Annotated in this window: 20 protein-coding genes and 1 tRNA gene; 10 read left to right on the top strand and 11 right to left on the bottom strand. The window is 46.2% G+C overall.

Translation table 11 applies throughout. The features are described 5' to 3' along the window. Positions 1-101 precede the first annotated feature (101 nt). The 9 genes from QUA27_RS14115 to QUA27_RS14075 all read right to left on the bottom strand — a co-directional run bounded on the left by QUA27_RS14115 (position 102) and on the right by QUA27_RS14075 (position 9736). Positions 102-344, bottom strand: a complete 243-nt coding sequence (locus tag QUA27_RS14115; RefSeq protein WP_445251508.1) for a PDDEXK family nuclease — start codon at positions 342-344, stop codon at positions 102-104. 30 nt (positions 345-374) lie between these two features. After that, positions 375-533: a hypothetical protein gene (locus QUA27_RS14110; protein ID WP_333068638.1), complete on the bottom strand. Its 159-nt coding sequence runs from the start codon at positions 531-533 to the stop codon at positions 375-377. Positions 534-768: 235 nt separating this feature from the next. Next, the gene (gene lptC / locus QUA27_RS14105) at positions 769-1965 is read right to left on the bottom strand and encodes an LPS export ABC transporter periplasmic protein LptC (RefSeq protein WP_333068637.1); all 1197 of its coding nucleotides are present in this window, start codon (positions 1963-1965) and stop codon (positions 769-771) included. A gap of 183 nt (positions 1966-2148) precedes the next feature. After that, positions 2149-2754 (bottom strand): LabA-like NYN domain-containing protein, encoded by a 606-nt coding sequence (locus QUA27_RS14100; protein ID WP_006631885.1) that lies wholly within the window; start codon positions 2752-2754, stop codon positions 2149-2151. A 105-nt stretch (positions 2755-2859) separates the two neighbouring features. Beyond that, positions 2860-4452: a methionine--tRNA ligase gene (gene metG, locus QUA27_RS14095; RefSeq protein WP_333068636.1), complete on the bottom strand. Its 1593-nt coding sequence runs from the start codon at positions 4450-4452 to the stop codon at positions 2860-2862. A gap of 834 nt (positions 4453-5286) precedes the next feature. Continuing rightward, positions 5287-6429 carry a heat-inducible transcriptional repressor HrcA gene (gene hrcA, locus QUA27_RS14090; RefSeq protein ID WP_445251507.1) on the bottom strand — a complete coding sequence of 381 codons (1143 nt, stop codon included), beginning with the start codon at positions 6427-6429 and terminating at the stop codon, positions 5287-5289. 382 nt (positions 6430-6811) lie between these two features. Continuing rightward, complete coding sequence (locus QUA27_RS14085; RefSeq protein ID WP_333068634.1) at positions 6812-7681, bottom strand: alpha/beta fold hydrolase; 870 nt, start codon at positions 7679-7681, stop codon at positions 6812-6814. Positions 7682-8745: 1064 nt separating this feature from the next. Next, positions 8746-9471: a hypothetical protein gene (locus QUA27_RS14080; RefSeq protein WP_006631881.1), complete on the bottom strand. Its 726-nt coding sequence runs from the start codon at positions 9469-9471 to the stop codon at positions 8746-8748. An 85-nt stretch (positions 9472-9556) separates the two neighbouring features. Beyond that, positions 9557-9736 carry a hypothetical protein gene (locus QUA27_RS14075; protein WP_333068633.1) on the bottom strand — a complete coding sequence of 60 codons (180 nt, stop codon included), beginning with the start codon at positions 9734-9736 and terminating at the stop codon, positions 9557-9559. A 243-nt stretch (positions 9737-9979) separates the two neighbouring features. Between QUA27_RS14075 and QUA27_RS14070 the strand changes: the two genes are divergently transcribed. From QUA27_RS14070 to QUA27_RS14035, 8 genes are all read left to right on the top strand, one after another. Then, positions 9980-10531: a GNAT family N-acetyltransferase gene (locus QUA27_RS14070; RefSeq protein WP_006631880.1), complete on the top strand. Its 552-nt coding sequence runs from the start codon at positions 9980-9982 to the stop codon at positions 10529-10531. A gap of 7 nt (positions 10532-10538) precedes the next feature. Further along, positions 10539-10829: a hypothetical protein gene (locus tag QUA27_RS14065; protein ID WP_333068631.1), complete on the top strand. Its 291-nt coding sequence runs from the start codon at positions 10539-10541 to the stop codon at positions 10827-10829. A gap of 182 nt (positions 10830-11011) precedes the next feature. Next, positions 11012-11085 (top strand) — tRNA-Pro (locus QUA27_RS14060). Positions 11086-11237: 152 nt separating this feature from the next. Further along, positions 11238-12074: a Tic22 family protein gene (locus QUA27_RS14055; protein ID WP_333068630.1), complete on the top strand. Its 837-nt coding sequence runs from the start codon at positions 11238-11240 to the stop codon at positions 12072-12074. 134 nt (positions 12075-12208) lie between these two features. Then, on the top strand, positions 12209-13189 hold the full coding sequence (locus QUA27_RS14050) for a N5-glutamine methyltransferase family protein (protein ID WP_333068629.1): 981 nt from the start codon (positions 12209-12211) through the stop codon (positions 13187-13189). A 637-nt stretch (positions 13190-13826) separates the two neighbouring features. Then, the gene (locus tag QUA27_RS14045; RefSeq protein WP_445251506.1) at positions 13827-14621 is read left to right on the top strand and encodes a YcxB family protein; all 795 of its coding nucleotides are present in this window, start codon (positions 13827-13829) and stop codon (positions 14619-14621) included. A gap of 13 nt (positions 14622-14634) precedes the next feature. Then, the gene (locus tag QUA27_RS14040; protein ID WP_333068628.1) at positions 14635-15228 is read left to right on the top strand and encodes an L-threonylcarbamoyladenylate synthase; all 594 of its coding nucleotides are present in this window, start codon (positions 14635-14637) and stop codon (positions 15226-15228) included. A 25-nt stretch (positions 15229-15253) separates the two neighbouring features. Next, a complete protein-coding gene (locus QUA27_RS14035) occupies positions 15254-16189 on the top strand; it encodes a sensor histidine kinase (RefSeq protein WP_333068626.1) in 936 nt (311 codons plus the stop codon). Positions 16190-16381: 192 nt separating this feature from the next. Here QUA27_RS14035 and QUA27_RS14030 read toward each other — a convergent pair whose 3' ends face one another. Then, positions 16382-16870, bottom strand: coding sequence for a GNAT family N-acetyltransferase (locus QUA27_RS14030; protein WP_333068625.1), 489 nt, complete (start codon positions 16868-16870; stop codon positions 16382-16384). Positions 16871-17386: 516 nt separating this feature from the next. Continuing rightward, complete coding sequence (gene hemB, locus QUA27_RS14025) at positions 17387-18370, bottom strand: porphobilinogen synthase (protein ID WP_333068624.1); 984 nt, start codon at positions 18368-18370, stop codon at positions 17387-17389. Between the two features lie 439 nt (positions 18371-18809). Between hemB and QUA27_RS14020 the strand changes: the two genes are divergently transcribed. Next, positions 18810-19793, top strand: coding sequence for a DUF1517 domain-containing protein (locus QUA27_RS14020; protein WP_333068623.1), 984 nt, complete (start codon positions 18810-18812; stop codon positions 19791-19793). A 331-nt stretch (positions 19794-20124) separates the two neighbouring features. Then, on the top strand, positions 20125-20679 hold the full coding sequence (locus QUA27_RS14015; RefSeq protein ID WP_333068622.1) for a cyclic nucleotide-binding domain-containing protein: 555 nt from the start codon (positions 20125-20127) through the stop codon (positions 20677-20679). The last annotated feature ends 186 nt before the right edge of the window (positions 20680-20865 follow it).

Raw genomic sequence — 20865 nt, 5'->3', positions numbered from 1 at the left:
ACGCTTATTTGGTCAATCCTAAGCACTTTAAAAACTGGTTTACAAGCTGCTGTTACTGTACTTCATAAACCTGGAATCCGCTGTAATTGCACAATCAAATTCTATTGAATAGCTTGCCTGAATTCCCGCATTGCCTGAAGGTGATTTTCAATATTTATACACCGCGCCAATAATACAATATCTAAGTCTGGCAGAACTTGAGAGCGATCGACTTCTGCATATCCATCAGCCCCCAACGAATACAAACGCAGCCTACCATTTTCCCAAAACCAAACTTCAGGAATTTCCAGGCGCTTGTAAGCTTCCAACTTGTTAATACCGCCACTATTCGCCACCACTTCCACCGCCAAATCGGGACGTTCTCGGTTAGAAGCCTATTCGTAAGATAAATCCGCTTCTCGCTTCACCATTCCAGTTTCACTTTCCAGCGTCACCGAGCCAGTTGCCGTAAAATCAATCCCTGCGTATTCCAAATACATATCCACCAGCGTTGAAATCCGCTGTTTGGCGGTTTCATTTTTTCTTCCAGGCACACGTCTAATCTCCAACACCCCATCTAAAAACGACAGCCTCACCCCAGGCCGCGAAAGCAACTGTTCAACAGCCTTAAAATCTCTTCAACTCAGCTCATAAATTAAGATAGGTTCATCGAGCCGTTCTAACTTTTCTAAAGTTGTCGTCATCCCAACCCCTCCTTACTCAATCTAATCTTCATTCTATCTGCGTTCATCAGCGCTCATCTGCCTTGATCAGCGGTTACAATCCTATCTACTTTCCCAAAGTTCCCTTGTACTCATCCGGTACAAATTCCGTAACCACTTGGCCACCACCACCGTCGCCTTTGACAATCACAGTTTGATTTTTTAACTCTCCCGCCGCCCTCGGCCCAGTCAAATTAAACACCGGATTGAGTTGCTTATAAACCACATTTCCTTCCGCGTCGAAAGTCTGGTTAGTTAAATACCACGTTACTCGATCGGTATTTAATTGAGCTTGACGTTTTTCCCCAATTCCTACCACATTGCCTGTCAAATAAAATATTTTTTTCTCTAAATCTCCGCGCCCCGTATTGCCAGTCATCGTCACCTTTTCCACGCGGTGCAAAACCTTCACAGGCCCGGGCGATATAACATATTGCGCGGGAAAATTCCAACTCATCAAACTGCTTTCTATTTGCAGTGGTGGGTCTGATGGCATCAACTGAGCGTTTTTTGTCAGCGTCGCAATCTTGGTTTTTAAGTCTACATCTACTTGGTCGGCAAAACCGCTGTCTGTTACTATTTTATCTTTGTATCTGTCAATTTGAGTGGGTTTGTCGCTGTTTACCTTTTGTTGCTCCACAAACCACACTAAGTGCTCGGTTCGCAATTGCAAAATCGGATTTTTAACATTTGCCACCACAGAACCGAATAACTCCATCCTCTTAGCCCTGCTGAAAACCCGCGCTTCCTTCGCTGAAGCCGTCACCTGTTTGTTCTCTCCCGTCAAATTGTTACGGACAACTAAAACATCCTCCTTTGGTCGCCACTCCAACTCATTTCCGCGTAACACCACTCCATTTTTCAGGTCTGTAGCGACTATGTTACCTTTGAGAAAAACCTGATTTCCTTCCTGAAATACCTGCCCAGTTTCTCCCTGAATGTCATAAATCTCTTTGCCGTCCTGAAACAATTTGCCTACAGGTTTCTGAACGTTAACTATCTTTTTATCTTTGCTGTAAACGGCATTTTGCGAGTTTACTTTCCAGAACGTCTCGCCCTTTTCGTTTGCTTGTTCTAGAGTTACTTTGTTTAAAGTTAAAGTGCTGTTTGACTGTTGAGCAGTTTGGAGATCCTCAGCTAATTTATTCTTTTGAGTCTGTTGCGGAACCGCACAAGAATCAATCCCCAAAAGCAGTGCTGCTAAAAATAGCAGCCTCCATTTTGGGGAGTTGAGATTGGAAAGTGGGGATGTGAGATTAATCATTGGGCCTTGGGAATTGGCAATCGGTAATTGGGACTCGGTAATTGATAATTGGGTATTGAAAAACACTTAATCAAAAATTAAAAATGTTTCATGCTTTGTTAAAATTTTTAACTTCTAATTCTCAATTATTCAACCCATTAACCATCACCCATTACCCGTTACGTATTATCCATTACCAAATCCCTATCTGTCGTCGTGTTCCTCCATCAAGCTCAGACCAGACAAAGGGCGGTAAGCATAATTAGGGCGCGATGTTTTTTGGATGTCGTCCTTAATCATTTCCAAATCGATATAGCGATCGGCTACATTAATCAAACTGTCGCTCGTCATCGATCGCAAACTCACCACCTCAACCCGCACACCGCGATAGCTCACAGCGTCTACAGCATAAGCCAAGTCGCCGTCACCGCTCACCAGTACCGCCGTGTCGTAAGAACCCACTAAAGCCATCATATCCACAGCGATTTCTACATCCAAATTCGCCTTCTTAGAACCATCTGGCAACTGTACCAAATCCTTAGAAATCACGCGGTAGCCGTTGCGGCGCATCCACAACAAAAACCCCTGCTGTTTCTCGTTAGTGCGATCGACACCCGTGTAGAAGAAAGAGCGCAGCAGCCGCGAACCCGCAGTTAAACGGCACAACAGCTTAGTGTAATCAATCTCAATTCCTAACTGCAAAGCTGCGTAAAAAAGGTTAGAACCGTCAATAAAAATTGCCACTCTACCCCGATTTTCGAGAACCTGTTCCGGCGTAAAAAGGTCGTTGCTTTCTATTCTATTCAACATGATTGTTATGCCTCAATTTTTATGAAAGATTGGTAAGGAAATAACTGCTAATTCGTAGTCTGTCATAACACCTAGATCGCTGGCTGCCAACTATGAAGGTACTGTTTACAGCAGTTCGAGCCGCTTAAAAACAGGTTGGGGTTCCCCCAGAGTTTGGTTGGCAGGCAAAGCGCCCCAGTCAGCATGAGCTGCAAAATTCGCTAAACTGTTAACTGTAACTCGATCGTTAAAGTCAATTGAAAAACCTAGCTGCTGATAGATAGCGTTGCTGATATTGGGAATAATCGGCGATAAAAGGTAAGATGCTAGTCTAACAGATTCCAGAACAGAATATAGCACCTGTTCGACACTTTCGATCTGTCCCTGCTTGTACAAACTCCAAGGTGCTTGCACATCAATAAACTTGTTACCGGCTCGAACTAATGCAAGCACGGCTTCGGAAGCCTTGCTAAAAGCCAAGTCTTCGTAAAAACCCGCTACTTGATCGCCCAAACCCCGGCTCATAGTCTTGAGAAGGTTGTCGCCCTCAATGTTTTCTCCTAACACATTTGGTACGCAGGCACCGCAATATTTGCGAGCCATGTTTAAGGTACGATTAAGCAAATTTCCCAAATCATTTGCTAGCTCAGCATTCAATATATTGATAAACCGAGTTTCGTTAAAATCGCCATCCTCTCCGAACTCAATTTCTTTGAGGAAATAGTAACGTACTGCATCAGCGCCGTATTTGTTGACCAATTCGACAGGGTTTAAAGTATTACCCTCCGTTTTTCCCATTTTTTTGCCGTCTTTGGTCAAAAACCCGTGTGCGAAAACGCAACCCGGCATCGGTAGATTCGCTGACATCAGCATTGCCGGCCAGTAAACTGCGTGGAAGCGAAGAATATCTTTGCCGATCAAGTGCAAGTCAACCGGCCACCATTTAGATAAAGCATTCTCCAAGATTGGGTCACTGTCCGGATCTAGCAAGGCGGTGACGTATCCCAGCAAAGCGTCAAACCAGACGTAGATGCTGTGACTAGGGTCCACTGGCATTGGTAGACCCCATTCGAGATTCACTCTAGAAATCGAAAAGTCTTGCAGTCCAGAGTTGACGAAACTGAGCACTTCGTTGCGTCGGCTTTCCGGCGCGATGAAGTCGGGACGTTCTGCGTACAATGCCAGCAGTTGGTCTTGATACCGCGAGAGACGGAAAAAGTAATTTTCCTCGTCGCGCCACTCAACTTCCTTGCTAGTGTGGACGGAACACCGATTTCCCGGCAACAATTCCCTTTCATCCTTAAATTCTTCACAAGAGACGCAGTACCAGCCTTGTTGCTGGTTCAAGTAGATGTCGCCGGAGTTCCAGACGCGGTGGAAAAATTCTTTGACAATGTACTCGTGGCGCCGCGAAGTTGTGCGGATGAAGCGATCGTACTGGATGTCGAGTTGCTCCCAAAGCGCCTCAAACGCCGGAACCACTGAATCGCAGTGAGCTTGGGGCGATCGTCCCAAACTCTCGGCTGTCCGCTGAATTTTCTGCCCGTGTTCGTCGGTCCCCGTCACCAGCAAAACAGATTTACCCCGCAGCCGCTCAAATCTGGCTAGGGCATCTGCAGCCATAGTCGTGTAAGCACTGCCAACGTGAGGTAAATCGTTTACATAATACAGAGGCGTTGTTATCGCAAAGGTATTCTTAGTTTTATCAGTCGATTTCATTGAATGCTAAAAGAAAATTCCCTAAATTTAGTTTCGAGCTTAACTCAGCAGTTAATTTTTTTTTGAGTGGCAATCAAGCCCAATTCACTGCAAGTTATTGGCAATTGTCTAACCCGGGCTATTCCCAAAAGAAATATTGCTTTCATCTCCACACTAATCTTTTTTAGTTGTTTTTGACGAACTCTCTAAAATGTCTTAATATTTTGACATTCTGCTGCCTTGGGAATCGACGATCGCGGGGTTCGCGCCTCCTCTATTTATTTGTCGCAGCCGCTATCCCTAGGGCGGGGGATCGCCCACCTGGTTTGCAACAAAACTCATCGGTTAAGCTGCTAAACCTCCCCTTCGACTAAAACTCCGCGACCACTTTCTGTAAATGCGCGATCGCTCACCATCGCCATCTCTTGCTCCCGATCGCTGGAAAGTCGATCGCCCGCAACTCCTGCCACTTTCCGAGTCGCTCATGGACGCAGAAACCGGGTTGTTTACGAAACTCTCTGGTCAAGCGCGAAGCTTTAGTTTGTTACCCCACAAAGAGTATAAAACCACATTGCGCACCCTCAAGTGTCACTATCGGTTTTTACTTATTTTGAGCCAGCAATAAAACTATAAGTTATACTATAATACCGTAGATTAACGTATAAAAAACTTTTTAAAAGCATAATTTATTACTTTAAAGATATAGTTTTCTGCGTAATTATGCTGTGTAACACGCCAGGGTGCGGAATGTGGGATAAAAGCCTAAGTTTTTTGTCAGAAAACCCGGTTTATAAAGGTTGCGAGTACGTCCACAGACAATAAAACCCCAAGCCAGTTAAGCTTGGGGATATCACATTAGGGTGCATCTAACAAGGGATGATCCGATCGCCCTCGATCGCCATCAGGAAAACTAACTCGATTTCCACCAATAGCTTCTGACAAATAATCGGCTGCCGCTTCCACCACCGCGATCGCATTTTCGTAAACCATCCGCGTCGGTCCCAAAACCCCAACACTACCCACCGGCACCGATCCCCGGCGGTAAGTCGAAGAAATCAGAGTACAGCCACGAATTGGTTCTAAGGAATTTTCCGAGCCAATACGCACCGTTACCCGCTTCCCTGGGGTGTCTAACTCAGGCGATTCAAAAATCAAAGGCCAAAGCAGTTCCTGCTCTTGTTCGAGCAATTGCACCAGGGTTTGAACTTGCTGCAACTGCGAAAACTCAGGCAAGCGCAGCGCTTCTGCCAAACCGCCGATCAGAATCCGCGTGTAGGTTGGATTGCTTTGGCGGCTGCTCAAAGCAGTCAGCATGGTTTCCATCCACTCAGCGTACAGCTCAAAGTCCCGGTCTAACTCGCTCCAGTCTACAGCCGAGAGTTCCAAGAGCGATCGTCCCCGCAACTTGGTGTTCAAAAAATTCGACAAAATCTGCAATTGGCGATCGACGATTTCGGCATCAGGCGTGTTACCTTCTGCGTCCCTCGGCAACTGCACCAAAACCGATTGAGTTTCGTAAGCATCCGTCACCACGATCAGCATCACCTTTCCCGGCTCTAGCTGCACCAGTTGCAAGTGGCGCAAGCAAGCCATATTGGTTTGCGGTATGGTGATCATGGCTATGTAACCGCTGATAGTTGCCAGGATTTGAGCAGCGCCACGGAGTGCCGCGTCCATGCGACCATCCGACCAATTGAGTTGGTCTAGTACCTGTTCCACCTTGCGGGCGAGCGTATCAGAGGGCTGAATCAACTGATCTACATAAATTCGGTAGCCGGAGTCAGAGGGGACTCGTCCTGCCGAAGTGTGGGGCTGATAAAGCAGTCCAGCTTTTTCAAGAGTCCCCATCGCATTGCGAATTGTAGCTGGGCTGACGCTGAGGTTGAATTCGTCAGCCAAAGCTTTTGAGCCAACGGGTTCCGCTGTAGCTATGTAGTGGCGAACCGTTGCCCAAAGGATGTGTTGTTGCCGATCGGTGAGGTTAACGCGCACAGATATTTAAGCAGAATTAGAATTTAGAGTTGAAAGCCACTATTTAATCGAAACGTCTGTCCGAAGAGGGCGAACGGGCAGACTTATCTATTTAAGATAACAGATTTAGGCAAAGGCAGAAGGAACAGGGAAGAACCAAGAGGTAAGAATGAACAAGGAACAGGGAAGAATGTTTTAAGTTTTAACTTGTATAGCAACCGCCCGGACGGTTAGGACGTTCTTAATTGCACTTTCCCCACGAGGTCACTTTCTTCCTTCTCTCCTAGATAACAACTAAAGGCTTCTTCCTTTTTCCTTCTGCTATAACTTTCTATTTAGGAGCTTCGTTTCCCCGAACCGGATCTGGGTCCAATGCCCGATTGGTCGGCTTTCCTTGACCCAATTCCCTTTAAGCGTGTTCTTTCAGAATATTTTGCAGGTAACTAACCACTGCATCCGGCTGTTCCACCATTGCCAAATGGCCACAATCGGGAAGCTGAAGGACATTCTCGCCGCAACCTTGGAACATCCAATGAAAGCTAGCCAAATGCAGCACGTATTTTGGTTCCATAATTTTGTCTTTAGTACCGGCAATAAAATAAACAGGCTGCTTGAGTTGGGACACAATTTGTGGCAAGAGGTGAATCTCCGCTTCTGTGGTCGAGTCCAACAAAGCCCCCAAAGCTGCCTCTGGATGAGCTCCCACGAAATCTATTAAGCGCTGCCGTCCCCAGGATCTGCCGATCGAGCGGGCTACAGAATCGCGGGCAAAGACGAAATCTGCTAAGGGCAAGCGAGGCAGCCAGGCGGGACGCATTGTTACTAGCTGCTTGCCGACCGCTCGAAACCGCTCGAATTCTTCCTTAAGATAGATGCCACCCCCTGCATTGATGCAGACCACACCTTTAATACGATCGGACAATTGGCTGGCTCCCCATAGAGCGATCGTACCGCCCAGAGAGTGTCCCACCAGCCAAGCAGAAGATATATCGAGTTTTTCGAGTAAAAGTTCCAAATCGCGAGCGTAAGCTGCGGGAGTGTAACAGGAATTTAGCGGTTTGGAACATGGACGAGCATCGCCTGCGTCCGATTGAGAATCGCCAAACCCCCGTAAATCATAGGTAAGGCACTGATAGTTTGATGCCAAGCGATCGGTCAAAGGTTGCCAGTAGTGGCGGCTTAACAGCCAGCCATGGACAAATACCAGAACCGGGGAAGTAGCAGTCGGAGCCGTCAAATCGTAAGCGTGCCGAACCCCTAGGATGTCGATTGTTGCCATACTTTTATCCTACCCGCTCCATAAGATCTATGTAAACCTATGTATAGCCTTTCTCAGAAAAAGAGAGTACGCCGAAACCCTTTGTTATAAAGCTTTTTCAGTGGAATTGCTTACCTCATATACTCAAGAAGCGCTATAAGTAACTCAAGAAGACTCAACTTTATCGATTTACCTTTTACTTCCTGCTGCAACGCGCGGTCTTAAGTTAACGCTACAAGATTTTTGTCCACTTCACTGGCAATCTTGGCCTACCTTGCCCTTTTATCCGACCGCCCTGGAATAAATATTCCTTCTCTCCCAGCGTTCTATGTTTTTTGCAGTATTCAAATTTCTGTCTGCTGTATGATACTCGCAAGGATGACATACATCAGCGCGATTTTTTAAGCGCATTTTGCGGCAAAAATTTCCCCAGTTTTAGCCGATTGGGAAATCGTAAACCCTCGGTATCTCAGTATCAATTTCGATTACAAATATTTTGGTAGTCTAGTCATAAATTAAATTCTTACCTTCCACATCCACCTATTGAACCAGAAAAATTGTGATAATTCAACAATGCTTTAATCTATCACTTCTCTAGCTAATTAGCCTTACTTATAGCTAGTCGTGAAATAGGTAGTACCTAATTTTAGGGAATTTTTCCGAATAATTACGACTTTTGCGTGTAGTTCCGCAAGCTGATTTTACGAACTAAAAAAAGTCAGCAATATAGCAATCCTCCCATCATTTGTGAATTTATTACAAACTCAGAGTGGGTTCGGGGAGGGTTGGGGTGGGGTAAAAAATTTATGACTCCTGCAATAATCGCTATATTGCTGGTTAAACTCCCCTATGTGTCTGGCACATCTTTTCTATTAGGGCGGTTATTTTGTAGATAAAGTACGCCATCAAGCTTAAAAAGCTTGACAACATCGTTTCGGGGTCTCCCGTGTTTATAATAACCGCTATCTAGACTCGTTTGTACGAACAATGGTGCCGCTCTTGTTGCCCTATCTCACTGGAAAACTTCTGTAAACTAATGTCTACTTAGAGAAATCTAGTTATTTAGACATCATCGCTAATTTGCCCTAAAATCGCTCGCCCAGCAATCTTTGTCGCACCCCCTCAGCGATTTTCTGCCCCAAATACTCGGGAATTAAACTTTCATTGGGCCCCAACAAGTAGAGAATTAGGCGAGTTCGCCCCCGCCAAACCAGCAAATTAGCATTTACGACCAACAAATCCTCTTGCCAGATGGCATACATAACTTTGTAAAAAAGTCCAGGTTGATTATCTGCTTCTATCAGCAAAGCTGGCAAGTGGAAAACCGGATCGACGTAGAATTCAGTTGCCACATCTTCCAAACCTGCATCTAAATTAAATTCCACCGCCAACATCTCTTCAACCTCAAAATGCCCCGCCAAGGCCTCTCGAACGGCTCTACAGACGTTTTCTGCTGTTTTATCTGCCAATACCTTGCCACCGCGAGATACGACCAATTTGATAAATACCAGCATGGGCGGGTAAATTTGACCGTACAGACTCAGACTGTGAATTGTCAGTCCGTAGGCCGCGAGCACTCCAAAAATATCGCTCAGTAGAAAAGACTGGTTCCGGTAAGCAAAATGCAGGGCACTTTTGTTACCTTCGGCTCGGATTTCGATGACTGCTTGCCGAGTTTTGTAAAGCTGGTAAGCTAATTTGAGGTTTTGCAACTGGATTTCGCTGCTGACAAATTGCTCATAAAACTGCGGAAACGCTCGGTTAAAGCGCTTGAGGAGTTCTAGTGTAGATGGTTTTAAACCCGAAGCCATAATTGAGGAGAAGGTGCGGGAGATATACGAGGTATTGACTCTTCCATGCCTTATGGCAATGGGATTTTCGATTCGACGATTCGACTTAAATTGTGCCCGTCTCCTCACTAAAAGCAAAAGTCAAATCTGTCTGAGAACTTATCACGAGAATGTCACCGTTGCGCCATTCCAGTGGTATTTCCCACCAAGGGTATAAGTTCCGGCGCGATCGGCGGCACTCAAAAGAAGCAATTCCCAAAATGCCTCTGTCCTGGTTCGGCAACAAATTTTACCTTAAAAGTGGGTTGTCCGGGCACTGGCTAGCAGAACAGTTCTACCAAACTTGACAGAATCAAAAAAGCGCAGACTCAATGTTGGACGACAAATCCCTGTTTTCGGCGTAAGATGAGTGTACCGTAAACTGTTCCTCAAGAGGCTACCCGCAATTCATCCTACGCCGATCGGAGTGGGTTTATCTGTCGGGTTCTCTTTCTCGTCGTCCAACTTCTACTACCTTAACCGCGCCTGCATGGGTTTTTGGAAAAACTTATTTAGTAGTTCTGAGTCTGCCTCTGTACCCCAAACAGCGGAATTTGAGGAAGATGTGGCTGTTGGGTTAGGCGATCCGCTTTCCCCAACGTTTCGCAAACCCGCCAGCGGCAACGCTCGCATCTTTTTCAGTTGCGATCGGGACATTGACCTCTACGAACTCGAAGAACTTTGTAATGCAGTGGGTTGGTCCCGCCGTCCCCTGCGTAAAGTCAAAAAAGCTATTCAGCACAGCTTCCTAGTCGTCTCTATGTGGGAGATGCGGGGCAGCCAGCGACGGCTGGTGGGTTTCGCCAGAGCGACTTCAGACCATGCTTTTAATGCCACGCTTTGGGATGTGGTAGTTCATCCCGACTACCAGGGCAAGGGCATGGGCAAGGCGCTGATGAAATACATCATTAAAAAACTCCGCAGTGAAGATATCAGCAACATTACCTTATTTGCTGACCCTCAAGTGGTGGACTTTTACCGCAATTTGGGCTTTATGTCCGATCCAGAGGGGATTAAAGGTATGTTTTGGTATCCAGATTAGCCCAGAGGTGCAGGTCGGCGTTGATTTGTTGAGGAAATACAATACAATATTGACGCTGCCAACACCAACTGCACCTGTGCGCTGCGGTCAGTTACCCGTGGATGTATCTCGGCAGCATAGCAGTTATGAAACTGTGCAAGTATTGTCAGTCGATTTGAGATTTGAAACTGGGGCGAGACATTCGGCGAGTGATTCAGACTATCGGCGTGAGCCGTCAAGTCCCCGTCAGTCGAGTCGCCCTCAGTTGAAGAAGCTAGTTGAGATTTATTCCACAGATGAATCTGGGAGCTTGAACTAGGGTCTAAAATTGTGAGCAGATCACGATAGGAGTCAGGGGCTGGTATCGGTTTTTCGGTGGGGTCAAACCGCACAACCTGAAAAAAACTTCGCCTTAGCTGCATCGAGAGCTAAATATTTAATAAAGCTTGACAAGCAAGCGGTTTTGTGTGTTAATGGTTAGAGGTTAGCTAACTATAACACCGGGATGTAGCGCAGCTTGGTAGCGCGCCTGCTTTGGGAGCAGGATGTCGCAGGTTCAAATCCTGTCATCCCGATCGCACAATGTTAAATAATAGATTTAAGCAGAACTGTCTCAGATGTTTACATTTAGTCAAAATGAAAACAAATTGAGGCAGTTTTTGATGATCGTGTTAAGTCGCCAGTCTTTGCGTTAATGTGTTTCAGGATCGCTCCTGATGGAAAAAACATGAAATCATTAGTTCGTTTGGGCGCAATATTGGGAATTGTCGGCAGCACTCTGCTGGGCCCCTCTCCAATTGGCAAGATGTCTGCACTGGCACTGCCGGAGCCGCAAATTTTGGAAAAATTGCGATCGGTGCCAGTATTTACGATTACAGACGCTCAGGGTGCGCCCCTGATCGCTTCTGTTCCCAAGCAGGGTCAGGGTCAAACTGGTAATGCTTCCGTGGCGGGAATTTTCATCAGCCAGAAAGATGCTCAAGCTTTTGTCGATCAACTGAAAACCAAAAATCCTCAGTTGGCGGCCTCGGTGCGCGTGATGCCAGTCTCCCTGGGCGAAATTTATCAGATCACTCAAGCAAATAAAGGCAAGCCGGAGGAAGTTCAATTTGCTTTCGTTCCGGCTCCGCAGCAGGTGCAGTCGGCTAAAACTGTACTTCAGCAGACTGGCCAACAAGTTAACGAGTTCAACGGTGTACCTCTGTTTTTGGCCAGAGGCGGTGCGGAAAATGGTTATTTGACGATTCAGCGGGGTCAGCAAGAGGTGATTCCCTTGTTTTTTAACAAGGAGGATTTACAGGGCATGGTCGATCGTTTTAAGCAGCAGCAGCCGAACGTGACCGCCACAATTAAGATTGAGGTGGTGAACTTGGAGAGCGTTTTGGAAGCTTTGCGTACAGAGAACGACCCGTTTTTGACCCAAATGATTTTGATTCCGTCGCGGGAATCGCTGGAATTTGTCCGATCGCTCCAACCTGCTGGTGCGGGCCAAAATCCACAGGTGGCTCCGGCTCCAGCTCGGCCGGCTCCAGCCTCTCCGGCTCCAGCTCGACCGGCTCGCTAATAGTTAGCCAGCAGTCATCAGTCATCAGTTATCAGTCATTGATTAGTAGGTTGGGTTTCTCGACTCAACCTACTGTTTACGGATTAGAAATTAGCAATTAACAATTAGCAATTAGCAATTATTACCAAAGTCTTATGTTAGTTTCGGGTTTAGAGGTTTGGCAGTGGATGAATCAAGCTAAAACCGAGGCGATCGCCTATGACATTCCCCTAGCAGAAATCGACTGGCTGTTGCAAGAGCTGGCTGGTTTGGATAGGTTGGCTCTGCGTTTGGAATCGTTTAAAGATTTGCGAAAAATTGAATTAAAGTTGTCTTTATCTGAACTTGCTCAATTGTGGCAGCGGCGCTTGCAGGAACGGGTGCCGGTGCAGTATTTAACGGGAGTTGCACATTGGCGGCATTTTTCGCTCAAAGTAACGCCGGCGGTGCTAATTCCGCGTCCTGAAACGGAATTGCTGATCGATTTGGCTGTAGAAGCGGTTAAAAGCCGTTTAGAAGCAGAAAATATCAATCAAAAATCTACCCCCCCTAACCCCCCCTTAGTAAGGGCGGGAGAAGATTTAAACTTCTCCGAGCTTCGGGAGGGAGAATTTGCCAAATCGCATTGGGTGGATTTGGGGACGGGCAGCGGGGCGATCGCGATCGGCTTGGCTTCTGCATTGACAAATGCTAGGGTTTATGCAGTAGATTGCAGTTCGGAAGCTTTGGCAGTTGCTCGACTGAATGCTGAGAATTTTGGTTTTGCATCGCGAATTAATTTTTATCAAGGTTTGTGGTGGGAACCGCTAACTTTTCTTAAAGGTCGCGTTAGTGGCATGGTCTCTAACCCGCCTTACATTCCCAGCAGCACGGTGCTGACTCTGCAACCGGAAGTTTTGAAGCACGAACCTCATTTGGCGCTAGATGGCGGTTTGGACGGGTTAGATTGCATCAGGCATTTGGTAGAAACGGCTCCCGATTATTTAGAATCCGGGGGAGTTTGGTTGGTGGAGATGATGGCGGGACAAGCTGAGGCGGTAGCTGATATGCTGCAAAGTCACGGGAGTTACCGTGAAGTTCAGATATTTTCTGATTTAGCAGGAATCGATCGGTTTGCTTTAGCCTATCGGCGGTAGGGAGCAAGGCTAGCAAAGAGAGAATTTTTCGACTCTGTATACTTGCTGGATTGTGAGAGATTATAGTTGGGGTAAAAACTGCGATCGCACTCAGCACCCAAGAGGTATCAATGTGAAGTTGGAATACCAGTTTACTTTCAAAGAATATTTAGAAGCTAGTAGAATTTCCCGGAAATTAGGTCCTCTCGATAGAGTCGAGTTGTGGAGTCTTCCTGTCGTTCTTGTGGGGTGGGGAATTGTCAATATTATCGCTGGTCAACATCCCCTCTGGGGTTATTTCATTCTAGGTTTTGGCATCTGCTACCTCCCTCTTGTGAAGTTCCTAGAGTGGCGCAATATCAGCTCCTTCAGTCGGTTTTTCTTTTGGTATATGCTTTTATTTCCGACGATAAAATCTGGCATCGAACCGGGAATTTCAGTGGGGCCTTTTTTGTTAATAGGGGCAATTTTACAACTTCTTCATTGGCTATTTCAATTTTTGGCACTCCTGTTACTCTCTCCGTGGATACAGAGAACTAATATTTGGCACGAACTTGTTACTCTAAAAATGACTGAATCTGGACTGGAGTTAGAAACTACAAAGGTTAGCCTCAAACTCAAGTGGCTATTTTACTCGCACTTCTTAGAGACCAAAAGTTTGTTCGTTATCTATTTTGACGAGACTTCCAATATACCGCATTTTTTTCCAAAAAAAACATTTAATCGAGAGCAGCTTCAAGGCTTTAGAGAATTGCTATACAGCAATATTCCACCACTTCCTCACGTTGTTGATAGGAAAGCCAGGAAGTTTAACTATCAACTGAATTTTAACGATTTTATAGAAGCTCTTGATGGGGATACAGAACACACCTCAAAATCTCTCAATAGAAAATGGGTGGAAGGGGAATTACTAATAGGAGTCTACTTTTTTGTGATGGCAATTATCTTGAAAGAAATCTACTTGTTAGTGGGGGGCGTTGTTTTTGTAGCCCTGCTAGTCTTATTGGGTAAAATTTTAGATATTTTTTTGCTGAAACCCCGCGACACAAACATAGATATGCCTATCAGCTTCAGGCAGATGAGCTCGGGGGAACCTACGACTATAGATATAGATCTGCCTATGAGCTTCAGGCAGATGAGCTGGGGGGAACCTACGACTGTGGAAGTGATAGGAGAGCGGCTGGCACTTAAAACTCCGACTTGGGAAGGAAACTTTAAATGGGAAGCTTTTAAAGTATTTATTGAAACCCAAAATTTATTATTAATTTATCCTTTACCGTCTCTCTATCCTGTGTCAAGAATAGCGTACTTTATAGTTCCCAAGCGTGCATTCAGCGGTGAAGAGGAATTGTCGGATTTCAAAAAACTGCTACACAACAAGATCGGGAAAAGCCGCTATAATTATTTCAAGAAAATGCAGGCGCAATTCCTCAATCTAAAATCTAAAATCTAAAATCTAAAATCGAATGGCGCAAGTTTCGATCGACTCCTTGATTCAAGGGGCAATTTCAGGAGATTATATTGTCAGCTTTCCCACAGATACTGTACCCGCTTTGGCTGCCAGGCCCGATCGCTCGGAGTTGATTTTTGCAGCTAAACGTCGCAGTCAAGACAAACCGTTAATTTTGATGGCAGCATCAGCAGAGGCTTTGTGGCCCTACGTGCAGGGAAGTCCAGCAGAGTTAAAATTGTGGCAGCAACTGGCAGAATCCTATTGGCCGGGGGCGTTAACTTTGGTGCTGCCGGCTTCGCCAAAAGTCCCGGCGGCTCTCAATCCCATCGACCCGAGTACAATCGGAATACGAGTGCCTGACTTTCCCCTTGCCCTAAAGATTCTAGAGCAGACAGGCCCTTTGGCTACTACCAGTGCCAATTTATCCGGCCAACCGCCTCTGGAGTCGGTGGCAGAAATTGAGGCTGTGTTTCCTGAAGTCTTGACATTAGTGCCTTCTGAATTAGCAACAGCGGCAACAGCTTCGAGTTTGCCTTCCACTGTGGCTAAATGGACGGGCAGCGAGTGGGAAATATTGCGACAAGGCGCTATCGAGTTAGAATGCTAAAAGCTAAACTCCAAGGCAAAGCAATATGGCGCCGATCGGCTGGAGCGACTTTATATATTTAGGTATGGGACTGGGGCTGGGTTTGGGAAGCAGTTTGATTTGGCGCCTGCGGCAAAAAAGCTCGCAACAGCCCGAACCTGCGCCCAAAGTAGCCCCACCTCCTCAAGAAATTCACTTAGAGAAGTTTGATGCCCTTTCTGACCAACTTAAGCAAACTCAATTGGCTTATCAGATGGCATCGGAGATGAGCCAATTTAAGGCGGGTTTTTTGGCTCGAACTTCTCACGAGTTGCGATCGCCCCTGAGCACTATGATTGGTACCCTGCAATTAATTCTCTCGGATTTGTGCGACGATCCTGCTGAGGAACGAGAGTTTGTCGAGCAAGCTCACGCCGCGGCACTCAAGCTGGTGAAATTAATAGATGAAATTATCTCTGTTGCTAAAACTGAACACGGCACTGAAAGGATGGATATTGAGCCGATTCAGTTAGCTAAGGTTTTTGACGAGGTTGATGATTTAACTTACTTGCAAGCTGCTAATCGCGGCATTCGTTTGGAGATATTGCCGCCAGATCCGGGGATTTATGTATTGGCAGATTTGCCGAGGTTTAGGCAAGTTTTAGTCAATTTGGTAGATACTGCTGTTGCTCAGATGGAGGAGGGGAGTATTTCTGTGTCTGCCCATGCTTCGCGGGAATCTGGATACGTTCACATTTGGGTGGACGATCAGCGTTCAGTGAGTGCTTGGAGCGAGTCTTGGGATTTGCTGAAGCACGATTTGGAGTGTGATGTTACTAAGAGCAGCGATAATTCTCAGGTGTCTTCTGGAATGAGGTTATTGATGGATCAGACTCTTTTAAGTTTGATGAGCGGAAAGTTGGAGGTTTTGGCTGTGCCTTCTGAGTCCGAAGAATGCAATTTTAACCGGACTCAGTGTTCTATTCCTTTGGCAACTTTGTGATGAAGAAAGTTCGGCCACGAGCAATCTACGGGATATAACGGAGGTCCGGAAGAGGGCAAGGGATTTAACAGATTTAACGGAGGTGGGGAAGAGGTTCCAGGGAAGATGAAAGAAGGAAATTATTTATAGGGAGTAAGGTGCGCCCTTACGCACCCTACATATTATAGATTTTGATGCCAATCGGGTGATTATTTAACAATTAGCAGTTAGCAATTCGCCGTTGCTAATTTCTAATTCGAGATTCTCTTCTAGAAACTGATTTTCAAGTACCATGGTGGTGCTAGCGTTTTGCTGAAAACCGATGCGCTCGTAGAAGCTTTGTTTGTAAGTTGTCATCAGGTAAACTCGCTCTACTCGGCACATCCGAGGGTGACTCAAGACCGTTTGCACTAATTTACGGCCGAGTCCTGCACCTTGGTAATCCGGGTGAATGGCGACATCCCAGATGGTAGCTCGATAGATCCCATCTGAGGTGGCTCTGGCAAAGCCGATCGCCCGTGAGCCGTCCCAAACTGTAACAACGGGTTCGCTGTTGGCGATCGCAATTTCCCAATCTTCTATCTTGCGTTCCCTCGCCCAAAAGGCGGCCGCTTTAAATAGTTCTTGGATCTGTACGATGTCTGCGCGATCGCGACCTATACAAAATTGAATGTGACTGGAATCCCTAGTCGTTGATGTCATGCTCAATCTGCCTTCAAGTTGTATCTAAACTGTGTTACTTTTACTGTTTTACAGGAGTGAAAGTTAATTTTGCTTGGGAACGATCAATAGTTGAATTCCCGATTTACAAAACTATACTATGTTTATTCATACATATTTTTTAACTAATTTCGGTGATTATTAATACTTTTTGGGGTAAATTTTTTAAAAAAGTCTTTGATTCAAAATTCCCAACTTATAACTAATACCATTTGAGATTTGAGCTTTGAGATTTTAGATTGGAATGACTGATTTTTTAGGGGTCTGGAGTTTGTCTACAGAGAAACCGGGTTTTTTCATAGCAATACTTTGTTACAACCCACTGAGACTATAAAAACCCGGTCTCGATGCGTCGTTTATCGCTAAGCGTAAACGATAGTTTGAGTCTTGCTTAATTGCTCAAAAATCATCTATCGACAGAGGTATTGACTCCACGAAAACACCAGAAAATTGGGCTGTGGAGTCAATTCTTTAATCTATAATCTCAAAGGCAGTGAATCAGTTTTGCAGCCAGCGGGCGGCGTCTTTGGCGTGATAAGTCAAAATCAAATCAGTACCAGCACGCTTGAATCCTGTCAAAGTTTCCATCACTACTCTTTCTTCATCTATCCAACCATTGAGGGCCGCGGCTTTCACCATCGCATATTCTCCAGAAACGTTGTAAGCAGCAACTGGCAGGTTAGTTGCTTCCTTCACGCGCCAGATGATATCCATATAAGCTAAAGCAGGTTTAACCATGAGCATATCTGCGCCTTCGGCAATGTCTAGAGCAATTTCTTTGAGAGCTTCGCGACCGTTTCCGGGGTCCATTTGATAGGTGCGCCGATCGCCAAATTGCGGAGCAGAATCTGCAGCATCCCGGAACGGGCCATAATAAGCTGAGGCGTATTTTGCCGCGTAAGACATGATGGGAATATCTTCAAATCCAGCGGAGTCCAATCCTTCGCGAATTGCTCCGACAAAACCGTCCATCATTCCCGAAGGTGCGATAATATCTGCACCGGCTTTAGCTTGAGCAACTGCGGTTTTCTTGAGCAATTCTAGTGTGGGATCGTTCAAGACACGGCCGCTTAAATCTCCGACTTCCAAATAGCCGCAGTGACCGTGACTGGTATATTCGCACAGACAAGTATCGACCATGACGATTAAATCTGGTACGGCTTTTTTAACTGCTTCCGTCGCTTGTTGGACGATGCCGCAGTCGTGCCAAGCACCTGTAGCATCTGTGTCTTTATCTGCGGGAATGCCGAATAAAATAATAGCGGGAATCCCGAGGTCGTAGACTTCTTTTGCTTCTTCTACTATTTTATCTACCGATAGCTGGTAAACTCCGGGCATCGATGTGACTTCTTTAGCAAAAGCTTCCCCCGGTACGGCAAATAAGGGGTAAATTAAATCGCTGGTTGTCAAGATATTTTCCCGTACCATCCGGCGGAGTTGGGGATGGTTGCGGAGGCGGCGGGGGCGGTGAGTTGGAAACATTATGTTTGTTTACGGTAGATTAAGTCCTGCTTTCTAGGACTGGCGGCGTTTATTTAAAAGTCTAAAGCTTCTTGTTGGCCGATCGCCCTGTACTTAAGTAAAGTTCTGTAAAAGCCAGGAGGTCGATTTTTTGTAGTAACTGAGATGTTGGACCATTGTCAATAACCATTTTATGGGCGGGCTAGAAGATCCCAACCCGTACTCCCCACAAGAAATTCAGTCTTTGTGGAACAGGCCCGAAAGCTAGCTCTTGAGAATGGTGCAAGAATTAATTAGTAAGGAATGCAAGTTCTTTACAGCTTTTATCGTTTGCAAACTCAGGCCTAACTGTGGTTGGATCGGTTGGTACGGATATCTCGCTGGCTTCATACCTATAACCAGGCTGCCCAGAAGCGAGGATAGACTGTAAATTATAAATGTATCGAATAGTAACGGTCTTATGTACAAGCAACTAATTTCAAAGATCAAACCGCTTTTGAAATCACTATTTGCGATCGGTCTGGTACTGACGCTAGCCCTCGGTAACGCTGATGGAGCTCTGGCTGCCCGCAGCGGAGGACGCATCGGCGGCGGATCTTTTAGTGCTCCAGCGCGCAGTTACTCATCCCCAAGTCGCACTTACGCGCCGTCGGGAGGAGGCTACTACCCGGGCGGTGGCTTTGGCGGTGGCTTCGGTTTCCCGTTCTTGCTGCCGTTTTTTGGCTTTGGGGGCGGGTTTGGCGGCCTGTTCTCGATTTTGATTTTTATCTCGATTGCTAATTTCCTCGTCCAAAGCTTCCGCCGCGCCGGGGGTGGAACTGACGAACTCGGCAACAGCGCCCCTACTACTACTGTATCTGTCGCCCGCTTGCAAGTCGGTTTGCTAGCAGAGGCCCGCGGTTTGCAAGCCGAACTCGACTCCCTAGCGCTAAAAGCGGATACCGATACCGCAGCAGGTCGTGCTCAAGTGCTGCAAGAATCAACCCTGGCGCTGCTGCGGCATCCTGAATACTGGGCTTACGCGGGCGCTGAATCTGTGCAAACTCGCTTGGAAGCAGCCGAAGCTAAGTTTAATCAATTTTCTTTGGCAGAACGCAGCAAATTTACTGAAGAAACGCTCTCGAATTATAACAACCAGCTCCGACAAGCAGGGAGCAGCAAGATCCTACCTGGTTTGCAGGAAAATGGTGCGCTGGTTGCTTCTGATTTGAATTCCGATCCCGGGGAATATATTGTGGTGACGGTGATTGTCGGTACTCAAGGTAAATTGCAATTGCCAGCCGTGAAAAATTCTGAAGATTTGCGCCAAGCTTTGCGCCAGATTGGGGGAGTATCGAGCGAGCAGTTGCTGGCGATTGAGGTGCTGTGGACTCCTCAAGCCAACGGGGACACTCTGACTGCTGACGATATGTTGGCGGGCTATCCTGATTTGCGATCGATTTAGTGAGCAAGACTGGGCGCGGAGCATTGTCTGTCGCGCCCCATCCCGTACCAAAGCTGTGTGGACGAACCCGATGGCTTTTGAGACGGGCATTTGGCGGGATGTTGGGGAGGTCGATCGAGTTAAAGAAGATTGTTTAACAAATGCTAGTATTTAGAGATTATGATTCAGCGTGATTCATCTGCTATGGGCAAAGCCTACCTCATAGGGGTTTTGCGAAGAAGTTAGGCAGGATAAAAAAAACTGTATTGAGCGAGGACTGCTTCGGAAGAAGTGGCGATCGCGTGCCATCTAAATTTTATATGAAAGAAGAAGCGATCGAGAGCGAAAACTTATGGCCGACAGCAGCAGAAAAAAAGCACTTTTTATTTTGAGCCAGTTAAATAATGACGATATCAACTGGATCGTCCAAAAAGGCAAAAAGGAAGTTCTCGATCCGGGCGGGATTTTGATCCATGAAGGGAGACAGATAGATGCGCTCTACATTGTTTTGAAGGGGAGTTTGAGCGTTTTGATCGAGGCTGAACGAACTAGAGAACTAGCTAAAATAGCCAGCGGAGAACTTGTGGGAGAAGTCTCTTTCATTGATGCTCGCCCTCCTTTGGCAACGGTGAAGGCAATCGAAAAAACTCACTTGCTGGCAATTCCCCGACGCCAGTTAGTAATCAAACTTCAACAGGATATGGGCTTTGCTTCCCGGTTTTATTATGGAATTTCACTGTGTCTGGCAGACAGGATGCGCGGTACGATCAGACATATAGAATACGGTCGCAATATAGAATTAGATCAACCAGAATTTGAACGAGAGGATATCAATCCTAACGTCCTGGAAAATTTGGCGCTAGCTGAGGCTAAGTTTAATTGGCTGAGGGAAAATGTTAAAGCTTGAGGAATTTTAAGGCGTTTTTGAGCAGGCTGTGAAAACTTGCCGATTGATACGGTAATTGAGAGATGTATGATGTAACCTCTCAACTCAGAAAACCGATATGCAAACCCAAGGGGTGGGCTGTACCGGAAATATCGATCGATAAGTGCCGGAACTATAAAAACCCGCCCCTATGCTGTGCAGTTGCAA

It is taken from the genome of Microcoleus harperi Pol14_C6 (assembly GCF_036701295.1).
Taxonomy (GTDB): Bacteria; Cyanobacteriota; Cyanobacteriia; order Cyanobacteriales; family Microcoleaceae; genus Microcoleus.
The sequence above is the reverse complement of the archived record's forward strand: the minus strand, read 5'-3'. Positions and strand labels throughout refer to the sequence as shown.